This window comes from Neisseria sp. HMSC065C04, from assembly GCF_001815375.1.
Classification (GTDB): Bacteria; Pseudomonadota; Gammaproteobacteria; order Burkholderiales; family Neisseriaceae; genus Neisseria; species Neisseria flavescens_D.
Genome location: NZ_KV820419.1, coordinates 17,357 through 35,505, shown reverse-complemented (window position 1 = coordinate 35,505; position 18,149 = coordinate 17,357). Strand labels below are relative to the sequence as shown.

Genomic DNA, 18,149 nt, shown 5'->3' with positions numbered 1-18,149 from the left:
AAAAAGAAGAAAAAGTCCTGCCTGCCGGCGTGATCCGCGATATTTTGGATGAAAAGGTTTTGGAAATCCAAAACAACGAAGCGCGCAATGTCGGCCGTAAGGAAAAACAAGAGCTGAAAGAACAGATTACTGACGACCTGCTGCCCCGCGCTTTTACGCGCAGCAGCCGCACACAGGCGATTTTCGACACGCGCCACGGGTATCTTTTGGTCAACAATGCCGCATCTGCCAAAGCAGAAAACATCCTGACCAAACTGCGCGAAGCCTTAGGTGGTTTAGAAGCCGCTCTGCCCAACACCAAACAATCGCCCTCCTCCCTGATGACCAGCTGGCTGCTGCAAGGCCACTGTGAAGGCGGTTTTGAATTGGACAGCGATTGCGAACTCAAAGGCGTAGGCGATGTTGTCCCGGTCGTCAAAGTTTCCAAACAAGACCTGACCGCCGATGAAGTGGTACAACACGTCAAAAACGGCAAAACTGTTACCCAGCTTGGCTTGGTATGGCGAGAACAAATCGCATTCATCCTTACCCAAGACTTTACACTCAAACGCATCCAGTATCTGGACGTTTTGCAAGAAGAAGCGGAAAGCAACGGCGACGATGCCGCCAGCCTCGCCTTTGCCTCGCAAATCCTGATGACCGAAGCCATCAGCACCATGTTGGAAGAACTGGTTTCTTATTTGGGCGGCTGGCAAGAGTAATTTTTCAGACGGCCTTTTGATTGGGAAATATCAAAGGCCGTCTGAAATATAAATAGAAGTATCAGAAAGGATGTCATGATGTTGGGCGCAGTCATCGGCGATATTGCCGGATCACGATTTGAGTTTGACAACTACCGTCATACCGATTTTGATATTTTCAGCCCCGACAGCGACTTTACCGATGACACGATTTGCACTGTTGCCATTGCCGCCTGGGTTTTACAAGGCTGCAACAATCATTTGGCCTCTATTTTACAAGGCTGGTGTAGGGCATATCCCTGCCCCAAAGGCGCATATGGCGGCCGCTTCTCACAATGGATAGAATGGAAAGATCCAGAACCTTATAATAGCTGGGGCAACGGCTCGGCCATGCGTGTTTCTGCCGTTGGTTGGGCATTTGCCACATTGGAAGAAACCCTGCATTTTGCTGAGCAATCCGCCATCGTAACGCACAACCATCCGGAAGGCATTAAAGGTGCACAAGCTGTAGCTGCCGCCATCTTTTGGGCGCGTACCGGTATAGGCAAAGCGCAAATCAAAGAAAACATTACACGGCAATTCGGCTACGACTTGAGCCAAAGTTGCGACCAAATCCGCCTGCATTATCATTTCAACGAAAGCTGTCAGGAAACCGTACCTCAAGCAGTTACCGCCTTTCTTGAAAGCGATGATTTTGAACACGCCATCCGACTGGCGGTTTCCCTAGGCGGAGACAGCGATACCTTGGCGGCCATTGCCGGCAGTATTGCCGAAGCCTACCATGGTATCCCTGCATCCATGCGCGAACACGCTTTAGCCATATTGCCACGCCGTATTGCTGAAACCCTGCTGACTTTTGAATCCCAATATCAGGCCGTCTGAAACCGCCTGCAAAAAGGAATGAATGATGAAATACCTCGCCCTACTTCCCGTCGCCTTCATGCTGGGTACGCCTGCCATTGCTGAAACCATCAATCCTTATCAGGAAAAAGGTTGCGTTTACGATGGCGATGTCGGCAAAGACGGCAAACCATCCGGCAAAGGCACATGGAAATGCCAAGACGGCCGCAGCTATGTCGGCTCATTTAAAAACGGCAAATTTGACGGCAAAGGCGTATATACCGTTTCCGGCAACAGCGAAACCTTTATCGAACCTTTCTCCTCCAACAGCGCCAAATTACGCAATATGACGCTGGAGGGCGTGTTCAAAAAAGGCAGGGCGCACGGAAACTTTACCGCCTCCCAAAACGGCACACCCGTCTTCATCATGAAATGCGAAGACGGTATGATTAAAGAAGTCAAACTGGCTAAGAAATCTGCGTCCAAAACCAAATAAACAGCCTTTCAGACGACCTTATCCGGCTTTTAGGCCGTCTGAAACATCAATTGACAAGCCTGTCTAAAGGCTGTTGTGTTGATTTCAAAAAATTTCCAAACAACCCTTACCCCAGGAAAACCACCATGAGCATTAAATCCGACAAATGGATACGCCGCATGGCCGAAGAACACGGCATGATTGAGCCGTTCGAGCCCAACCAAATCAAAGAGGCCAACGGCCAACGCATCATCTCCTACGGCACATCCAGCTACGGCTACGACATCCGTTGTGCCAATGAATTTAAAATCTTCACCAACATCAACAGCACCATCGTCGACCCGAAAAACTTCGACCCGAAAAACTTCGTAACCGTCGAAGACGACTGCTGCATCATTCCGCCCAACTCCTTTGCACTTGCGCGCACAGTCGAATATTTCCGTATCCCGCGCAACGTCCTGACCGTCTGCTTAGGCAAGTCCACCTACGCACGCTGCGGCATTATCGTCAACGTTACCCCGTTTGAGCCTGAGTGGGAAGGCTACGTTACGCTTGAGTTTTCCAACACCACCCCCCTGCCTGCCAAAATCTATGCAGGCGAAGGCGTGGCCCAAGTCTTGTTCTTTGAAAGCGATGAAGTCTGCGAAACTTCATACAAAGACCGCAACGGCAAATACATGGGACAAACTGGTGTTACCCTGCCTAAAACCTAATACACAAAATAAAAAAAGGCTGTCTGAAATTTCAGACGGCCTTTTTTTATTTCATTTAGAAACGGCGTTTCAGCTTGCAAGCCTGCAAGATATGAACAGCAAGTTCTTCCACAGATTTGTCCGTCGTATTGGTAAACGGCACTCCGTGGCGTTTGAACATATTTTGCGCATCGGCAATCTCGCTGCGGCAAGTATCGATTTTGGCATAAGTCGAATTAGGACGGCGTTCCTGACGGATAGCCTGCAGACGCTCAGGCTGAATGGTCAAGCCGAACAGCTTGTCTTTATAAGGTTTGACCATACGCGGCAAATCGGTCGATTCCAAATCATCGGGAATCAATGGATAGTTTGCGGCGCGGATACCGTATTGCAGGGCCAGATAGAGACAGGTCGGCGTTTTGCCCGAACGGGACACGCCCATCAAAATCACATCCGCTTCCTGCAGGTTTTTATCGCTGACGCCGTCATCATGATTCAGTGAAAAATTGACCGCCTCCATACGCGCATCATAGCGTTGGGTATTGCCGATACTGTGGTGCCCCTGCCGGGCGGCAACCGCCTCCGTATTGAGTTCCTTTTCCAAAAGACCGAGAAAGGTTTCAAAGAAATTAATATGGAACGCATTGGCTTTCTTGATGATTTCACGGATTTCGTCATTGACCACACTGACAAAAGCAATCGGGCGCACGCCGAATTTTTCAGCTGACTGGTTGACTTTGTCTACAACAGCACGCGCTTTTTCAGGCGTATCGATAAACGGATAGGTATGGCGTTTGAACTCAACATTGCCAAATTGGTTCAGCAAGGCTTCACCGATATTTTCAGCGGTCAGGCCGGTTCGGTCGGAAATATAGAAGACTTGGCGTGGATCAGTCATAATGAATCCTCTTGAGGGTAACGTTTCAGACGGCAATCATAGCAGTTACAGCCTTTACAATAAAGCGATTCCCGAGAGATTACACAGGATTACAACAAATTTGAACAAATTTTAAATTGGAATAAAATTTTATTTTTTTAGATTTATTGAAATTTTATTCCAAGTTTGCAAAATAAATTTCGATTCTTAAATTTATTAACTTATTTTGTTTTCCATATTTAACAAGAAGATAACACGTAAAAACATGAATCTGATATTCACATTTCAGAAGGCTACACGCCTGAAAAGCACAATATCACAGACGAATTTGTGATTTTTAAAAAGATAAAACACATGACAGCCATCAAACGAATGGCTACAATAAGCAGGCGGATTTGTTTCTTTTTTAACATTTTTTGGATTGGATTGGACACACAAATGGCCGAAAACTACGTTATTTGGTTTGAAAACCTGCGTATGACTGACGTTGAGCGAGTGGGCGGTAAAAATGCCTCTTTGGGCGAAATGATCAGCCAACTGACTGAAAAAGGCGTGCGCGTTCCCGGCGGTTTTGCAACCACAGCCGAAGCTTATCGTGCTTTCCTGGCTCACAATGGTCTGAGCGAGCGTATTTCCGAAGCCCTGAAACAACTGGATGTTGAAGACGTTGCCGAATTGGCACGCGTGGGTAAAGAAATCCGTCAATGGATTTTGGATACCCCGTTCCCTGAACAGCTGGATGCTGAAATCGAAACAGCTTGGAACAAAATGGTTGCCGATGCCGGCGGTGCGGACATCTCCGTTGCCGTACGTTCTTCCGCAACAGCAGAAGACCTGCCGGATGCTTCTTTTGCAGGTCAACAAGAAACCTTCTTGAACATCAACGGCTTAGAAAACGTTAAAGAAGCCATGCACCATGTATTCGCTTCCCTGTACAACGACCGTGCCATTTCTTACCGTGTCCACAAAGGCTTCGAACACGACATCGTTGCCCTTTCCGCAGGCGTACAACGCATGGTGCGCTCTGACAGCGGTGCCTCCGGTGTGATGTTCACCATCGATACCGAATCCGGTTACGACCAAGTCGTTTTCGTTACCTCTTCTTACGGCCTGGGCGAAAACGTCGTACAGGGCGCGGTAAACCCTGACGAATTCTATGTATTCAAACCTACTTTGAAAGCAGGCAAACCGGCTATCCTGCGCAAAACCATGGGTTCAAAACAAATCAAAATGATCTTTACCGACAAAGCCGAAGCCGGTAAATCTGTGACCAACGTTGATGTACCTGAAGAAGACCGTCAACGCTTCTCCATTACCGATGCCGAAGTAACCGAGTTGGCTCATTACGCGCTGACCATCGAAAAACACTACGGCCGCCCAATGGACATCGAATGGGGCCGCGACGGTTTGGACGGCAAACTCTACATCCTGCAAGCCCGTCCTGAGACCGTGAAATCCCAAGAAGACAGCAGCCGCAATCTGCGTCGCTTCTCTATCAACGGCGAAAAAGTTGTCTTGTGCGAAGGCCGTGCCATCGGTCAAAAAGTCGGCCAAGGCAAAGTGCGCCTGGTGAAAGATGCTTCCGAGATGGATTCCGTTGAAGCAGGCGACGTACTCGTTACCGACATGACCGACCCGGATTGGGAACCGGTGATGAAACGTGCTTCCGCCATCGTGACCAACCGTGGCGGCCGTACCTGCCACGCAGCGATTATCGCGCGTGAATTGGGTATTCCGGCCGTAGTCGGCTGCGGCGACGCAACCGATCTGCTTTCAGACGGCCAAGAAGTTACCGTATCTTGTGCCGAAGGCGATACCGGCTTCATCTACTCAGGCTTGCTGGACGTACAAATTACCGATGTTGCTTTGGACAACATGCCTAAAGCCCCTGTAAAAGTAATGATGAACGTTGGTAACCCTGAATTGGCATTCAGCTTCGCCAACCTGCCTAGCGAAGGCATCGGCTTGGCGCGTATGGAATTCATCATCAACCGTCAAATCGGTATCCACCCCAAAGCCTTGTTAGAATTTGACAAACAAGACGATGAATTGAAAGCGGAAATTACCCGCCGCATCGCCGGCTACGCTTCTCCTGTCGACTTCTATGTCGATAAAATCGCAGAAGGTGTGGCAACTTTGGCTGCTTCGGTTTATCCACGCAAAACCATCGTTCGTATGTCTGACTTCAAATCCAACGAGTACGCTAACTTGGTGGGTGGCAGCATCTACGAACCGCACGAAGAAAACCCAATGTTGGGCTTCCGTGGTGCAGCGCGTTATGTAGCCGATAACTTCAAAGACTGCTTCGCACTCGAGTGCAAAGCCTTGAAACGCGTTCGCGATGAAATGGGTTTGACCAACGTCGAAATCATGATTCCATTCGTTCGTACTTTGGGTGAAGCAGAAGCCGTTGTTAAAGCCTTGAAAGAAAACGGTTTAGAACGCGGCAAAAACGGCCTGCGCCTGATCATGATGTGCGAGTTGCCAAGCAACGCTGTATTGGCAGAACAATTCCTGCAATACTTCGATGGCTTCTCCATCGGCTCTAACGACATGACCCAGCTGACCCTCGGCCTCGACCGTGACAGCGGTTTGGTATCTGACTCCTTCGACGAGCGCAACCCTGCCGTTAAAGTGATGTTGCACTTGGCAATCTCTGCCTGTCGCAAACAAAACAAATACGTCGGCATTTGCGGTCAAGGCCCATCAGACCATCCGGACTTTGCCAAATGGCTGGTTGAAGAAGGTATCGAAAGCGTATCGCTCAACCCTGATACCGTCATTGAAACCTGGCTGTATCTGGCTAACGAATTGAACAAATAAGTTCGATGAGACAAAAATCCCCTGCCCGTTTATCCCGGCAGGGGATTTTTATTACCTTCTTCAATGCCGTCTGAAAAAACTTTCACTTTCTTTTACCTTATTGAAAAAATCCTTTATCATCAAAATGATAAAAAAATATGCAGCCATATCCACAAATTTTCAATGTTAATATACTGCCTTTCTGTATTTTACCCCATGCCTTTTGAGTGAACCTTTTTTCACTCATCCTATCTATCATACACAGCATAACGATACATTTTAAAATATCCCATGAATACAAACTTTATTTCCACCTTTCAGACGGCCTTAAAACGTCTGGCACTCATCAGCACCATTGCCGTCTTAGCAGCCTGCGCCGGCAACAATACCTCTTCCAACCGCGCCGTACCCGACGGCTACTACAAAGTCCGCCCTGGTGATACCCTGACCCAAATCGCCAAACGCTACGGACAAAATGTCAACACACTGGTTGCATGGAATAACCTTCCCAACGCCTCACAAATCGAAGTCGGCCAAGTATTGCGCGTCCGCCGTCATGTTGCCTCCCGCAATACTGCTACGCAGCAACGCCAAGCAACCGCCGTTACCCCGATCAACCGGTTAAGCTTGCAATGGCCGACCGATAACGCCTCATCCTCCATTATCCAACGCTACAACGGCACAAGCAGCAAAGGCATAGATATTGCAGGCACGCAAGGCCAACAAATCCGTTCTGCCGCAGCCGGTACCGTCATCTACGTTGGCGAAGAAGTACGCGGCTACGGCAAGCTGATTTTAATCAGCCACAACGACTACACCATTACCGCCTATGCCCACAACGACACGCTTTTGGTACAAAAAGATCAAAAAGTCCAAGCAGGTCAAGTTATTGCGACCATGGGCAGCAGCGATACAGACAGCGTCAAGCTTCATTTTGAAGTTCGTCTAAACGGCAAAGCAGTCGATCCCCTGCCTTATTTGACTAGAACAAATTAATGCCCCAATCAAAAGGCCGTCTGAATAGCAGTATTTCAGACGGCCTTTTGATTATCTTGCTATAACAGCTATTTCAACAAAATCTTTTCCTATTTAACTTATGTTGATTGAGTGTAAATGCCGTTATACAATAACAACTCTTTTTAACATTCCATTTCAGGTACCCTACTATGTCTCCTAGCAGTATCCTTGCAACCGCATTCTTGTTTGCATCTGCATTTGCCAGCGCAGATGTCCATATTGATGAAAGCATTCCTTACCGCGATAAAGAAGAAATCGATACCCGTATTGTTTCTGAGTGTTTAGAAGTGGGCAGCATCATGTCCAAATCTTTGCAAGAAACTGCAGCCAAAAGCGATGTAACAGTTGTCCGTGACGGTAAAAAACAAGGCACATACGCAGATATCGCTATCACTTCCGCCATGAGTGCAGGCAATGCCTTTATCGGTCACGCCAAAGGGATGGCGGTTTCAGCCACTTTGTATGTTGACGGTAAACAAGTTAATAAAAAAACCTTTACCCGCAACTCTTCCGGCGGCATGTTTGGCGCTTATAAAAGCTCTTGCGCCGTCTTGAACCGCACTTCTAAAGTATTGGGTTCAGATATTGCCCAATGGGTGGTCCGCGAACAAAAAAATGCTCAAAACAAATAAAACCCCAATTTGATAAAGGCCGTCTGAAAAACCGTATTTCAGACGGCCTTTATATTTTCTATTTCTCTAGAAACAAAGAAATAAATTATTCATTAATCATTGTCAGAAATAGAGAATTTTATTTTCAACGCCCTTGATTTTAGAATATCTACCCTCAATTATTAAAACTATAAGAATTTTGTATATTAGCAGTCAAAGGAATAACATGGCAGAAAAAAACTATTATGAAATACTAGGCGTTGCCAAAGATGCGGATGAGGCCGAAATCAAAAAAGCCTACCGAAAACTGGTGCGCAAATACCACCCCGATGTCAGCAAAGAACCTGACGCAGCCGAACGTACAGTAGAAATCAACCGTGCCTACGAAACGCTTTCCGACAAAGAAAAGCGGGCCGAATACGATGAAATGTTGGCTAATCCTTACGGACGCAGCGCCGGAGGCAATCCGTTCGGTCAAGGCGGCAATCCGTTTGGCAATGGATTTAATGGCGGCAGCTTCCGCTATGAACGTCATGAAGGCGAACCGTTCGGAGCGGGAGACTTCAATTTTGAAGATCTGTTTTCATCATTCCGCCAATCCCACACTCGTTCCGAGCAACCCCGCGGCCCAATAAAAGGCGAGGATCAACATGCTGAATTGAGTATTGATATTTACGCAGCGTATGTTGGCGCAGAACGTAGCATGACTTTGAATGTGCCGACTCTAGACGAATACGGACGTGCGGTTTATCAAAATAAAACCCTCAACGTCAAAATTCCCAAAGGCATTGCAGAAGGCCAACAAATCCGTTTGGCCGGCCAAGGTTTGCCGGGATATAACGGTGGAGAAAACGGTGACTTGTACTTAAAAATCAAGTTCCACGACCAACCTGATTTATACGTCAAAAATAGGAAAGATGTATATCAAACAATAGATGTCAAACCTTGGGAAGCCGTATTGGGCGGCAAAATGATCGTCCCTACCGCTTCAGGTCGCTTACAGGTCAATCTGCCTGCCAACAGCCAAAGCGGTAAAAGCATCCGCCTCAAAGGCAAAGGTATCCCTGCAAAAGAAGCCGGAGACCTTTATCTCAATATCCGCATTAATGTTCCGCCAGTAGAGAGCGAAGCCGACCGTGCCGCATGGGAAAAATTGGCCGAACACTTTGCCGCGAAACAAGCATAAGAGAAAGGATAAATTATGATTCAGTCCTCCGATGTTACCCTTACTTTTGAAGAAATCGTTGCCGCCAGCCGCTGCCGTCGTGATTGGCTGTTGGAACTTATAGCAGAAGACATTATCAGCATAGATGGTGCGCCCGAAAAAAGCACCTTCAGTGGTTTTCATCTTGCCCGCATCCGTCGCGCACAACGCTTAAGCCGTGATTTTGAGGCCGGCATTCCTGCATTGGGGCTGATTATGCGGCTGTTAGACGAGGTGGAAGAGCTCAGAAAAATACAGCGTCCGCTGGTACTGCTCGAAGAAGAGTAAATATTGGCAAGTTGTTCGATTAAATATTGATGAAAAGATAAAGTTTTTGATTTTTATTGATATTCCATAATGAAAGGCCGTCTGAAAATATTTTCAGACGGCCTTTTTATGCCTTCATTAACAACAGCGTCCGCCGTTGCCGCCGCAACGGCGTTTGCGGCAGTAGTCTTGGAATTGCAGCTCGGTCATGACCGGCGCATTGGGATTATGTTTGCGCTGGCGGGCAACGTAGTTTTCATAATCTGGGACACCAGCCATCAAGTTTGCTGTCAGCTTGATGGTTTTCCACCAAGATGCAAGCTTATGCTTCACTTTGAGCCTCCGGCTGTTTACCGTCGCGGTACACTGCTGGAATTTCTTTAGCAGTTGGCCAACCGACTTTGCGGGCTTTCATGGCAGTACGCAAACCGTACACGGCGACAATCACGACAACTGCCAGGAACAAAGCGGTCAAACCGGCATTGATTTGGTCGTTGAAGATGATTTGTGACATTTCGCCAATGTCTTTAGCAGGAGCAAGGACTTCGCCTGAAGCCAAGGCATCGCGGTATTTGCCTGCGTGAGCCAAGAAGCTGACGCGTGGGTCGCTGTGGAACAGTTTTTGCAAACCGGCATAGCAGGTTACGAACAATACGCCGACAGCAGGAACCAAGGTTACCCAAACATAGCGGTCGCGTTTCATTTTCACCAATACAACGGTACACATAATCAACGCTACGCCTGCAAGCATTTGGTTGGCGATACCAAACAACGGCCAGAGCGAGTTAATACCGCCCAGAGGGTCGGTTACGCCGGTATAGAGGAAGTAACCCCACAATGCCACAGCAAAGAATGTTGCAACCAAGTTGGCAGGGATAGAGTCGGTGTTACCGAATGGTTTGTAGAAGATACTGCCCAAGTCTTGAATCATGAAACGGGCAACGCGTGTACCGGCGTCAACCGCGGTCAAGATGAACAAGGCTTCAAACAGCAAGGCAAAGTGATACCAGAACGCCATCATGGCTTCACCCGGAATCAGACGGCTCATGATGTGTGCCATACCAACTGCAAGAGTTGGTGCACCGCCTGCACGGGACAGAATGGTGTTTTCGCCCACTTCTTTAGCAGTGTGCAACAGGGTTGCGGCATCAACAGAGAAATTCAGTTTAGTGGTGATGACTTCGGCAGCTGTGTTGGCATCCGTACCAATCAGCGCGGCCGGGCTGTTCATCGCGAAGTACACGCCTGGATCAAGCGAAGCGGCGGCAGCCAGAGCCATAATGGCCACAAAACTTTCCATAATCATGCCACCGTAACCGATCATGCGGACGTGGGTTTCGTTTTCCACCATTTTTGGCGTAGTACCGGAAGAAATCAACGCATGGAAGCCTGAAACCGCACCACAAGCAATGGTAATGAACAAGAATGGGAACAATGCACCGGAGAATACCGGGCCTGAACCGTCAATAAAGTGGGTAACTGCAGGCATTTGCAGAGTCGGGTTAACAATAACGATACCCAAAGCCAAAGCTGCAATCGTACCGATTTTCAGGAAGGTAGACAGATAATCGCGCGGAGTCAGCAAGAGCCAAACTGGCAATACGGAGGCCACGAAACCGTAAATCATAATCGCCCAAGTCAGCTGAATGCCGTCAAGGTCGAACCAATGACCGAAGGAGCTGTGGGCAACATCTTCACCGTAAATCACGGCCAACATCAGCAAAATAAAGCCGACGATGGAAATCTCGCCAATTTTGCCCGGACGGATGTAACGGGTGTAGATACCCATAAACAGGGCAATCGGCATAGTCGCTGCGATGGTGAACGTACCCCAAGAACTGTGAACCAATGCTTTCACAACGATCAGTGCCAACACCGCCATAATGATGACCATAATCATCAAAATACCGATAGACGCAATCACGCCGGGAACAGTACCGAGTTCTTGTTTCACGATATCGCCCAAAGACTTACCGTCACGGCGCATGGAGACGAACAAGACCATCATATCCTGTACGGCACCGGCAAATACCACGCCGAAGATAATCCACAAAGTACCGGGCAGATAACCCATTTGCGCTGCCAATACAGGACCAACCAGAGGGCCTGCGCCGGCAATAGCGGCAAAGTGGTGGCCGAACAGTACGCCTTTATGTGTGGGAACATAGTCCAAGCCGTCATTGTGGCGTTCTGCCGGAGTCAGACGGTTAGGATCAAGCTGCATCACACGATTGGCAATGTAAAGACTGTAAAAACGGTAGGCAATGCAGTATACCGAAATGGCGGCCGTAACCATCCAAATCGCACTGACACGCTCGCCGCGACTGAGAGCTAAAGTAGTAAAGGAGGCCAAGCCTACCAAAACCACAATGCCCCAGATCAAAAATGATTTGAGCGATTTCATTGATTTATCCTTAAAACGTGATGCACCAAGGCTTGCTTTAGCGACAAACTGCCTTAATGCGCTTCAGAAAGACCAGTCATTATAGTCTTCATGATTTCATGAGTGAAATGTCATTTCAACCCCAATTCGACTGAAAACAAAATGATTAGTTCGCCCGTAAGGTTAACACAAACAGACAATATACCCTTCATTTTTTACTTCAAAACCAAATATTCCTTAACATATAGCAAACGAAAGGCCGTCTGAAAACCCAAATATTCAGTTTTCAGACGGCCTGACAAACGGTCAATGCTATAATCCGATATTCCCATTTCTCTATATTGCTATACCATGCAAAACAACGATTCCGAAACCATGCGCCTCTCCAAACGCATGGCGCAATTAGGCTTATGCTCGCGCCGCGAGGCAGACAGCTACATCGAGCAAGGCTGGGTCAAAGTCAACGGCCAAACCGCCGTACTCGGTCAAAAAGTCACCGAGCGCGACCGCATCGACCTCAACAAACAAGCCCATGAAAAACAAGCCGCGCGTGTAACCATCCTTCTGAACAAACCTGTCGGCTACGTCAGCGCGCAGGCAGAAAAAGGCTATAAGTCCGCCGCCGAACTCATCACAACCGAAAACCATTGGGAAGGCGACGACAGCCGTATCCCTTTCAGCGAAAAGCACAAATTCGGCTTGGCTCCTGCCGGCCGCCTGGATATCGACTCCGTCGGATTGTTAGTACTCACTCAGGACGGACGCATTGCCAAACAACTGATTGGCGAAAACAGCAGCAGCGAAAAAGAATACCTCGTCCGCGTCCGTGGTAAACTGGACGACAAAGGCCTCGCACTGCTCAACCACGGCTTGAGTTTGGACGGAGAAAAATTGCGCCCCGCCAAAGTCGAATGGCAAAACGAAGACCAGTTGCGCTTTATTTTGCGACAAGGCAAAAAACGCCAAATCCGCCGTATGTGCGAACTGGTCGGCCTGCGCGTCGTCGGTTTGAAACGCATCCGCATGGGCAAAGTCAAACTCGGCAGACTGCCGCCGGGCAAATGGCGTTATTTACGCGCTGACGAATCGTTTTAATTGCAGATAACAAAAAGGCCGTCTGAAAACACATTTCAGACGGCCTTATCTTTTACTGCTTACTCGATATAAGTAAACTTCGCACGTTTGATATTGCAAAGGATTTCGTACGGAATCATACCGGCAACTTCGGAAACTTCATTGATATTAATTACATCGCCCCAAAGCTCGACTTCCGCGCCCAAGCCCTCTTTCGAGGCTTCCAACTCAACCGTAATCATATCCATAGATACCCTGCCGATAATACGGCTACGCTTACCATCCACCGCCACAGGGGAATTAGTGGAAGCGCGACGCGGATAACCGTCGGCATAGCCGCAGGCAATCAAACCGACACGGGTAGATTTGCTGGTGTAGAACGTTGCGCCGTAACCAATCGGTGAATGCGGCTGCAACACGCGCTCGCCGAAAACGCGGGAAGTCAGGCGCATAACCGGTTTCAAACGATCATCCACGCCGCCGAAAGGCGAAATACCATATAAGGCCAGACCGGCACGACCCCAATCGCGGCGCGCTTCAGGCACGTTCAAAATCGCGGCGGAATTGGCCAAGCTCTCTTCGCCTTCCAAACCCTCACACGCCAAATCAAACGCTTCAAGCTGCATTTCGGTCATGCCGTTTTCCGGTTCGTCCGCGCAGGCAAAATGGCTGAATTTCACAATATTTTCAACCGATTCGGATTGTTTCAATGCTGTATAGGCGGCGGCATAGTTATGCGGAAAGAAACCGGCACGGTGCATACCAGAGTCCATTTTCAGCCATACAGTTGTCGGACGTTGCCACTCATGATGCACAAACGCCTCCAGTTGCCATTGGCTGCCGATTGCCGGCCACAAATCATAACGGTCAACATCCGCATACTCCGCAGCCTCAAACACGCCTTCCAACAAAACAATCGGATTTTTAATGCCATTTTGACGCAGCTCCACGCCTTCATCTACCGTTGCCACCGCAAAGCCGTCGGCAATATCCGCCAACGCGTGTGCACATCTGACCGCACCATGCCCGTAAGCATCGGCCTTAATCACAGCCAACAATTTATTGCCGTGCAACTCTTTGAGAAAACGATAATTTTGACGTAAATTATCCAAACGGATTTGCGCATTGAGCGGACGCATAATGTATTCCTCTTATCGGCATTCCGTTTCAGACGGCCTGCCCTATTACTTTGAAGTAAATATTATAGGTCAAAAACTACACAGGATTCCATGAAATACACAAGATTAATCTATTCATAATCTAGAACTCATGCGCGCCTTTAGGCATTTATGCTTCTTCTCAGGCTGTTTTAAGGTTATGATTCAATCCAAATGAAAACGACAGACATCAAGGCCATGAAAGAACTCGACAAAACCGACTTAAAAATTCTCAAGCTCCTACAACAAAACGCACGTATCCCCATGACCGAATTGGCTGAAAAAGTCGGCCTCTCCACCACGCCGGTAACCGAACGCGTCCGCCGCTTGGAACGCGACAACCTTATTACCGGCTATCACGCCCATCTGAATCCTCATGCTTTAGGCCAAAGCCTCCTGGTCTTTGTCGAGCTGAAACTGCGCTCCAAATCCGGCAATATTTTTGAAGACTTCAAACGCGAAGTGCTGAAGATTCCGCAAATTCTGGAATGCCACTTAGTCTCCGGCGAATACGACTACCTTATCAAAGTCCGCCTGCCCAATATGTCCGCCTATCGCGATATGCTCGGCAATATCCTGCTGCAACTGCCGGCTGCGTCCGAAAGCCGCAGTTATGTTGTCATGGAAGAAGTCAAAGAAGAAGTAGTATTAGACATCTAATTCTATTCAACACACAAAGGCCGTCTGAAAGATTACAACATTCAGACGGCCTTTATTTTAAATAGGCAAAAAAAAATGCACACATCCGACAGAATGTGTGCCAAGTCTACAAAGGAGAAATAGAGGAGAAACTATTAACTGACTACTCGAACCAGCTAACGAAACGAATTATGCAACAAGATATTCAACCGCGCAAGTATTTTTCTTGTAAAGTTTCTTAATTATTCGATTTACAGATCTTAAATGTAATCATGTTTCAATGTAGATAAAAAAATGCGCATACCGTTTTGATATGCGCCAAGTCTACAAAGGAGAAATAGAGGAGAAAAATCAAGCTGCATCAAGCAACTTAACGGCGCGAATTATCCTAGCCTTCTACCCTCCTGTCAACTGTTTTCCTATCTATTTTCAAGTATTTTGCTAAAAAACAACAAATCCGCTATTCCCCTCTTTTTCTTGCTATTTTCGCCCATATATAAAAAATTTAGGGCCGTCTGAAACATATATTGCCACTAAAGATAAACGGCTCCATACTCACACTTTCATAGTCCATATCAACCCAACCCAAAGACCATGACCACCCCACTTTCCCTTGCCGTCGTCGGCCATACCAACACAGGCAAAACCTCGCTCTTACGTACGCTTTTGCGCGACAGCACCTTCGGCGAAGTGAAAAACGCGCCATCTACCACGCGCCATGTCGAAGAAGCCCTTATCAACGACGGCGACGACAGCTTGGTTTATCTCTACGACACACCCGGCCTTGAAGATGCCGGTGGCGTGTTGGACTGGCTGGAAACCCACACATCCGCACGCGATGACGGTATTGAGCGCATTCAGCAATTCCTCAGCAATCATGAAGCGCATCACGAATTCAACCAAGAGGCCAAAGTGCTGCGCCAAGTCATGCAAAGCGATATGGCCATGTACGTCATCGATGCACGGGAACCCGTCCTCGACAAATACAAAGACGAGCTGACCATTTTGTCTTGGTGCGCCAAGCCCATCATGCCCGTGTTCAACTTCACCCAAAATCAAGACCTGACTGCTTGGACTAATATGCTCGCCCGCAGAAACCTGCATGTTTACGCCGGTTTCGATACCGTTGCCTTCGACTTTGAAGGCGAAATCCGATTGTGGGACAACCTTGCCACCATGTTACCTAAGCGCGACATCCTCGACCGCCTCATTAATATGCGCCGTCGCGAGTGGCAACGGCTGGATACGGAAGCGCGCCGTGAAATTGCTGATTTTCTACTGGATGCCGCCGCATTCACCCAAGAAATTGCCGAAAACGACGACCCTGCCCCGACTTTGGAAGTCATGCAATCGGAAATCCGCCAACTTGAGCGGCAAATGCAACAACGCCTGTTCACACTTTACCGCTTCTATCACGACGAAGTCGGCAGCGACAGCACATGGATGCCCAAAGCCTTCAAACAAGATCCGTTTGACAGCGAGTTGCTCAAACATTACGGCATCCGTACCGGTACCGGCGCAACCGCAGGCGCTCTCATCGGCCTGGGTTTGGACATTGCCACGCTTGGCGGCTCGCTTGGTTTGGGCACAGCCATCGGCGGACTGTTGGGCGGCATTTTGCCCAATGCCCAAGACATCACCGACAAAATCAACGGCCGACAAACCCTGCATACCGATCCGGAAACCCTTACCCTGCTCGCCGCACGCGCACTGGATTTGTTGCACGTCTTGCAAACACGCGGACATGCGGCTCAGTCGCATATCGAACTAAAAGAACGCAAAGCACCATGGAATGCGGCAAAATTACCAAGCGAACTCAACAAAGCACGAAGCAACCGCAAATGGTCTTCGCTTAACACACACCAGCCCGAACTCAGCCGTAACGAACGCGCAGCCTATGTCGGTTCTTTAAGCGAGAAATTAAAAGCTTAGAATTGCGGCATAACAAAAAGGCCGTCTGAAATCCAAATGTTTCAGACGGCCTTTTAATCTTAGCAAATACTTATTCAGCAGCTTTGGTCTCACGTTTCAAACCGCCGCCAAGTGCTTTATACAAGTCGGCAAGGTTTTCCAGACGGGTCAGTTGATTGGCTAAAAGAGCTGTTTCTGCGCTGTAACTGCTGCGCTCGGCATCCAGCAAATCCAATGCGCTGGATACGCCATGTTTGTAGCGCAGGCTGATGAGGCGCAGGCTGTCGTTGTAGGCACGGCTTTGTTTGCTCAAAGCAGCATAGCTTTTATCCAGCTGTTCGCGTGCAACCAACGCATTGGAAACGTCTTTGAATGCGGATTGAACAGCGGCTTCATAAGCAACGATTTGTGCCTGTTGGCGCAGTTTGGCTACGTCAAGATTGGCTTTGTTTGTGCCCCAGTCAAAGATAGGCAGAGTGATGGATGGTGCAAAAGCCCAAATACCTGTACCGCTCTTAAACAGGCCGCTCAACTCGCCGGAAGCCGTACCAACCGAACCGGTCAGGCTGATGCGTGGGAAGAAGGCCGCACGTGCCGCGCCGATATTGGCATTGGCTTGTTTGAGCGCGTGTTCGGCCGCACGGATATCCGGACGGTTGAGCAACACGTCCGAACTCAAACCGGCAGGCAGTTTGGTCAATTTGAACTGTTTGCTCAAAGGCAAACCGGCAGGCAGGTCTTCGGGCAAAGGTTGATTAATCAGCATAGCCAAGGAATTACGCGCTTGCTCGCGGTTTTTCACCGCGGAAGCGTAATCGGCTTTGGCTGATTCAATCAACGCTTCCTGTTGGCGCAAATCAACGGCGGAAATCACACCGGCCTTATGGCGTAATTGCGAGAGCTTGTAAGTCGCTTCACGGGTTTGCAATACGCGTTGTGCCAATGCCATGGTTTCTTCAGCGTAGCATTCGTTAAAGTAGGCTTTGGCAACGGTAGAAATCAAGGTCAGATGCGCGGCATCGCGGTTGGCGGCCACATTGAAATAACCTTGCAACGCGGCTTCGCTGGTGCTGCGGACACGACCGAAAAGGTCAAGTTCATAAGAAGCCGCGCCCAAACCAACGCTGTATTGGCTGCTGACGCTGCCGCCGCTCAAGCTGCCTTGACGCGAACCTGTACCGCTGGCATTGACGGTTGGCAACAAATTATTACGCGCAATCATATATTGCTTGCGGTAGATTTCCGCATTCAGTGCGGCTGTACGCAAATCGGTATTGCGTTCCAATGCGATGTCGATCAGGCGGTGAAGGCGCGGATCGGCAAAATAGTCTTGCCAACCCAATTCGGCAGCACGGATACCGTCGTCAACAGTGTCGTATTTAAACGTATCGGCAACGGCAACTTGAGGCTGCTCATATTTCGGCATCATGGTACAGGCCGACAAAGCCACGGCTGCAGCAACGGCGGTCAGTACAGGTTTGAATGTAATCTTCTTCATTTTAGAATCCTTTAGCATTTTG

At 48.6% G+C, this 18,149-nt stretch carries 17 protein-coding genes; 12 read left to right on the top strand and 5 right to left on the bottom strand.

Features of this window, described 5'->3' with window-relative positions:
- The 4 genes from rdgC to dcd all read left to right on the top strand — a co-directional run.
- Positions 1 to 701 (top strand): recombination-associated protein RdgC (gene rdgC, locus HMPREF3022_RS06905; RefSeq protein WP_070765362.1); only part of this gene is annotated, 701 nt, incomplete at its 5' end.
- Positions 702 to 779: 78 nt separating this feature from the next.
- Positions 780 to 1,562, top strand: a complete 783-nt coding sequence (locus tag HMPREF3022_RS06900; RefSeq protein WP_070765361.1) for an ADP-ribosylglycohydrolase family protein — start codon at positions 780 to 782, stop codon at positions 1,560 to 1,562.
- Positions 1,563 to 1,584: 22 nt separating this feature from the next.
- Positions 1,585 to 2,016, top strand: a complete 432-nt coding sequence (locus tag HMPREF3022_RS06895; RefSeq protein WP_070765360.1) for an MORN repeat-containing protein — start codon at positions 1,585 to 1,587, stop codon at positions 2,014 to 2,016.
- A 125-nt stretch (positions 2,017 to 2,141) separates the two neighbouring features.
- Positions 2,142 to 2,708, top strand: a complete 567-nt coding sequence (gene dcd, locus HMPREF3022_RS06890) for a dCTP deaminase (protein ID WP_003680541.1) — start codon at positions 2,142 to 2,144, stop codon at positions 2,706 to 2,708.
- Positions 2,709 to 2,763: 55 nt separating this feature from the next.
- On the opposite strand, the gene HMPREF3022_RS06885 is transcribed toward dcd, so the two are convergent.
- On the bottom strand, positions 2,764 to 3,585 hold the full coding sequence (locus tag HMPREF3022_RS06885) for a posphoenolpyruvate synthetase regulatory kinase/phosphorylase PpsR (RefSeq protein ID WP_036491303.1): 822 nt from the start codon (positions 3,583 to 3,585) through the stop codon (positions 2,764 to 2,766).
- A 417-nt stretch (positions 3,586 to 4,002) separates the two neighbouring features.
- Here HMPREF3022_RS06885 and ppsA point away from each other — a divergent pair, with 417 nt between their 5' ends.
- The 5 genes from ppsA to HMPREF3022_RS06860 all read left to right on the top strand — a co-directional run bounded on the left by ppsA (position 4,003) and on the right by HMPREF3022_RS06860 (position 9,486).
- Complete coding sequence (ppsA, locus tag HMPREF3022_RS06880) at positions 4,003 to 6,387, top strand: phosphoenolpyruvate synthase (RefSeq protein ID WP_049332071.1); 2,385 nt, start codon at positions 4,003 to 4,005, stop codon at positions 6,385 to 6,387.
- A 270-nt stretch (positions 6,388 to 6,657) separates the two neighbouring features.
- Entirely contained in the window at positions 6,658 to 7,362 is a 705-nt protein-coding gene (locus HMPREF3022_RS06875) for a peptidoglycan DD-metalloendopeptidase family protein (RefSeq protein WP_049332073.1), read from the top strand.
- A gap of 170 nt (positions 7,363 to 7,532) precedes the next feature.
- A complete protein-coding gene (locus HMPREF3022_RS06870; protein ID WP_049332075.1) occupies positions 7,533 to 8,015 on the top strand; it encodes a hypothetical protein in 483 nt (160 codons plus the stop codon).
- 205 nt (positions 8,016 to 8,220) lie between these two features.
- Positions 8,221 to 9,180, top strand: coding sequence for a DnaJ C-terminal domain-containing protein (locus HMPREF3022_RS06865; RefSeq protein WP_070765359.1), 960 nt, complete (start codon positions 8,221 to 8,223; stop codon positions 9,178 to 9,180).
- Positions 9,181 to 9,195: 15 nt separating this feature from the next.
- Positions 9,196 to 9,486, top strand: a complete 291-nt coding sequence (locus HMPREF3022_RS06860) for a chaperone modulator CbpM (protein ID WP_003747441.1) — start codon at positions 9,196 to 9,198, stop codon at positions 9,484 to 9,486.
- Between the two features lie 117 nt (positions 9,487 to 9,603).
- On the opposite strand, the gene HMPREF3022_RS06855 is transcribed toward HMPREF3022_RS06860, so the two are convergent.
- Together HMPREF3022_RS06855 and HMPREF3022_RS06850 are read right to left on the bottom strand one after the other, a co-directional pair.
- Positions 9,604 to 9,798: a YbdD/YjiX family protein gene (locus HMPREF3022_RS06855; protein WP_003747442.1), complete on the bottom strand. Its 195-nt coding sequence runs from the start codon at positions 9,796 to 9,798 to the stop codon at positions 9,604 to 9,606.
- Entirely contained in the window at positions 9,788 to 11,869 is a 2,082-nt protein-coding gene (locus HMPREF3022_RS06850) for a carbon starvation CstA family protein (protein WP_070765358.1), read from the bottom strand. The genes HMPREF3022_RS06855 and HMPREF3022_RS06850 overlap by 11 nt, the downstream gene beginning before the upstream one ends.
- A gap of 330 nt (positions 11,870 to 12,199) precedes the next feature.
- On the opposite strand from HMPREF3022_RS06850, the gene HMPREF3022_RS06845 reads away from it, so the two are divergent.
- The gene (locus HMPREF3022_RS06845; RefSeq protein ID WP_070765357.1) at positions 12,200 to 12,943 is read left to right on the top strand and encodes a pseudouridine synthase; all 744 of its coding nucleotides are present in this window, start codon (positions 12,200 to 12,202) and stop codon (positions 12,941 to 12,943) included.
- A gap of 59 nt (positions 12,944 to 13,002) precedes the next feature.
- Here HMPREF3022_RS06845 and alr read toward each other — a convergent pair whose 3' ends face one another.
- Positions 13,003 to 14,061, bottom strand: coding sequence for an alanine racemase (gene alr / locus HMPREF3022_RS06840; RefSeq protein ID WP_070765356.1), 1,059 nt, complete (start codon positions 14,059 to 14,061; stop codon positions 13,003 to 13,005).
- Between the two features lie 216 nt (positions 14,062 to 14,277).
- Between alr and HMPREF3022_RS06835 the strand changes: the two genes are divergently transcribed.
- Together HMPREF3022_RS06835 and HMPREF3022_RS06830 are read left to right on the top strand one after the other, a co-directional pair.
- Positions 14,278 to 14,739 (top strand): winged helix-turn-helix transcriptional regulator, encoded by a 462-nt coding sequence (locus HMPREF3022_RS06835; protein WP_079453694.1) that lies wholly within the window; start codon positions 14,278 to 14,280, stop codon positions 14,737 to 14,739.
- A 573-nt stretch (positions 14,740 to 15,312) separates the two neighbouring features.
- Positions 15,313 to 16,650: a GTPase/DUF3482 domain-containing protein gene (locus HMPREF3022_RS06830; protein WP_049332086.1), complete on the top strand. Its 1,338-nt coding sequence runs from the start codon at positions 15,313 to 15,315 to the stop codon at positions 16,648 to 16,650.
- 70 nt (positions 16,651 to 16,720) lie between these two features.
- On the opposite strand, the gene HMPREF3022_RS06825 is transcribed toward HMPREF3022_RS06830, so the two are convergent.
- Positions 16,721 to 18,127, bottom strand: coding sequence for an efflux transporter outer membrane subunit (locus HMPREF3022_RS06825; protein ID WP_141756510.1), 1,407 nt, complete (start codon positions 18,125 to 18,127; stop codon positions 16,721 to 16,723).
- Positions 18,128 to 18,149: the final 22 nt, after the last annotated feature.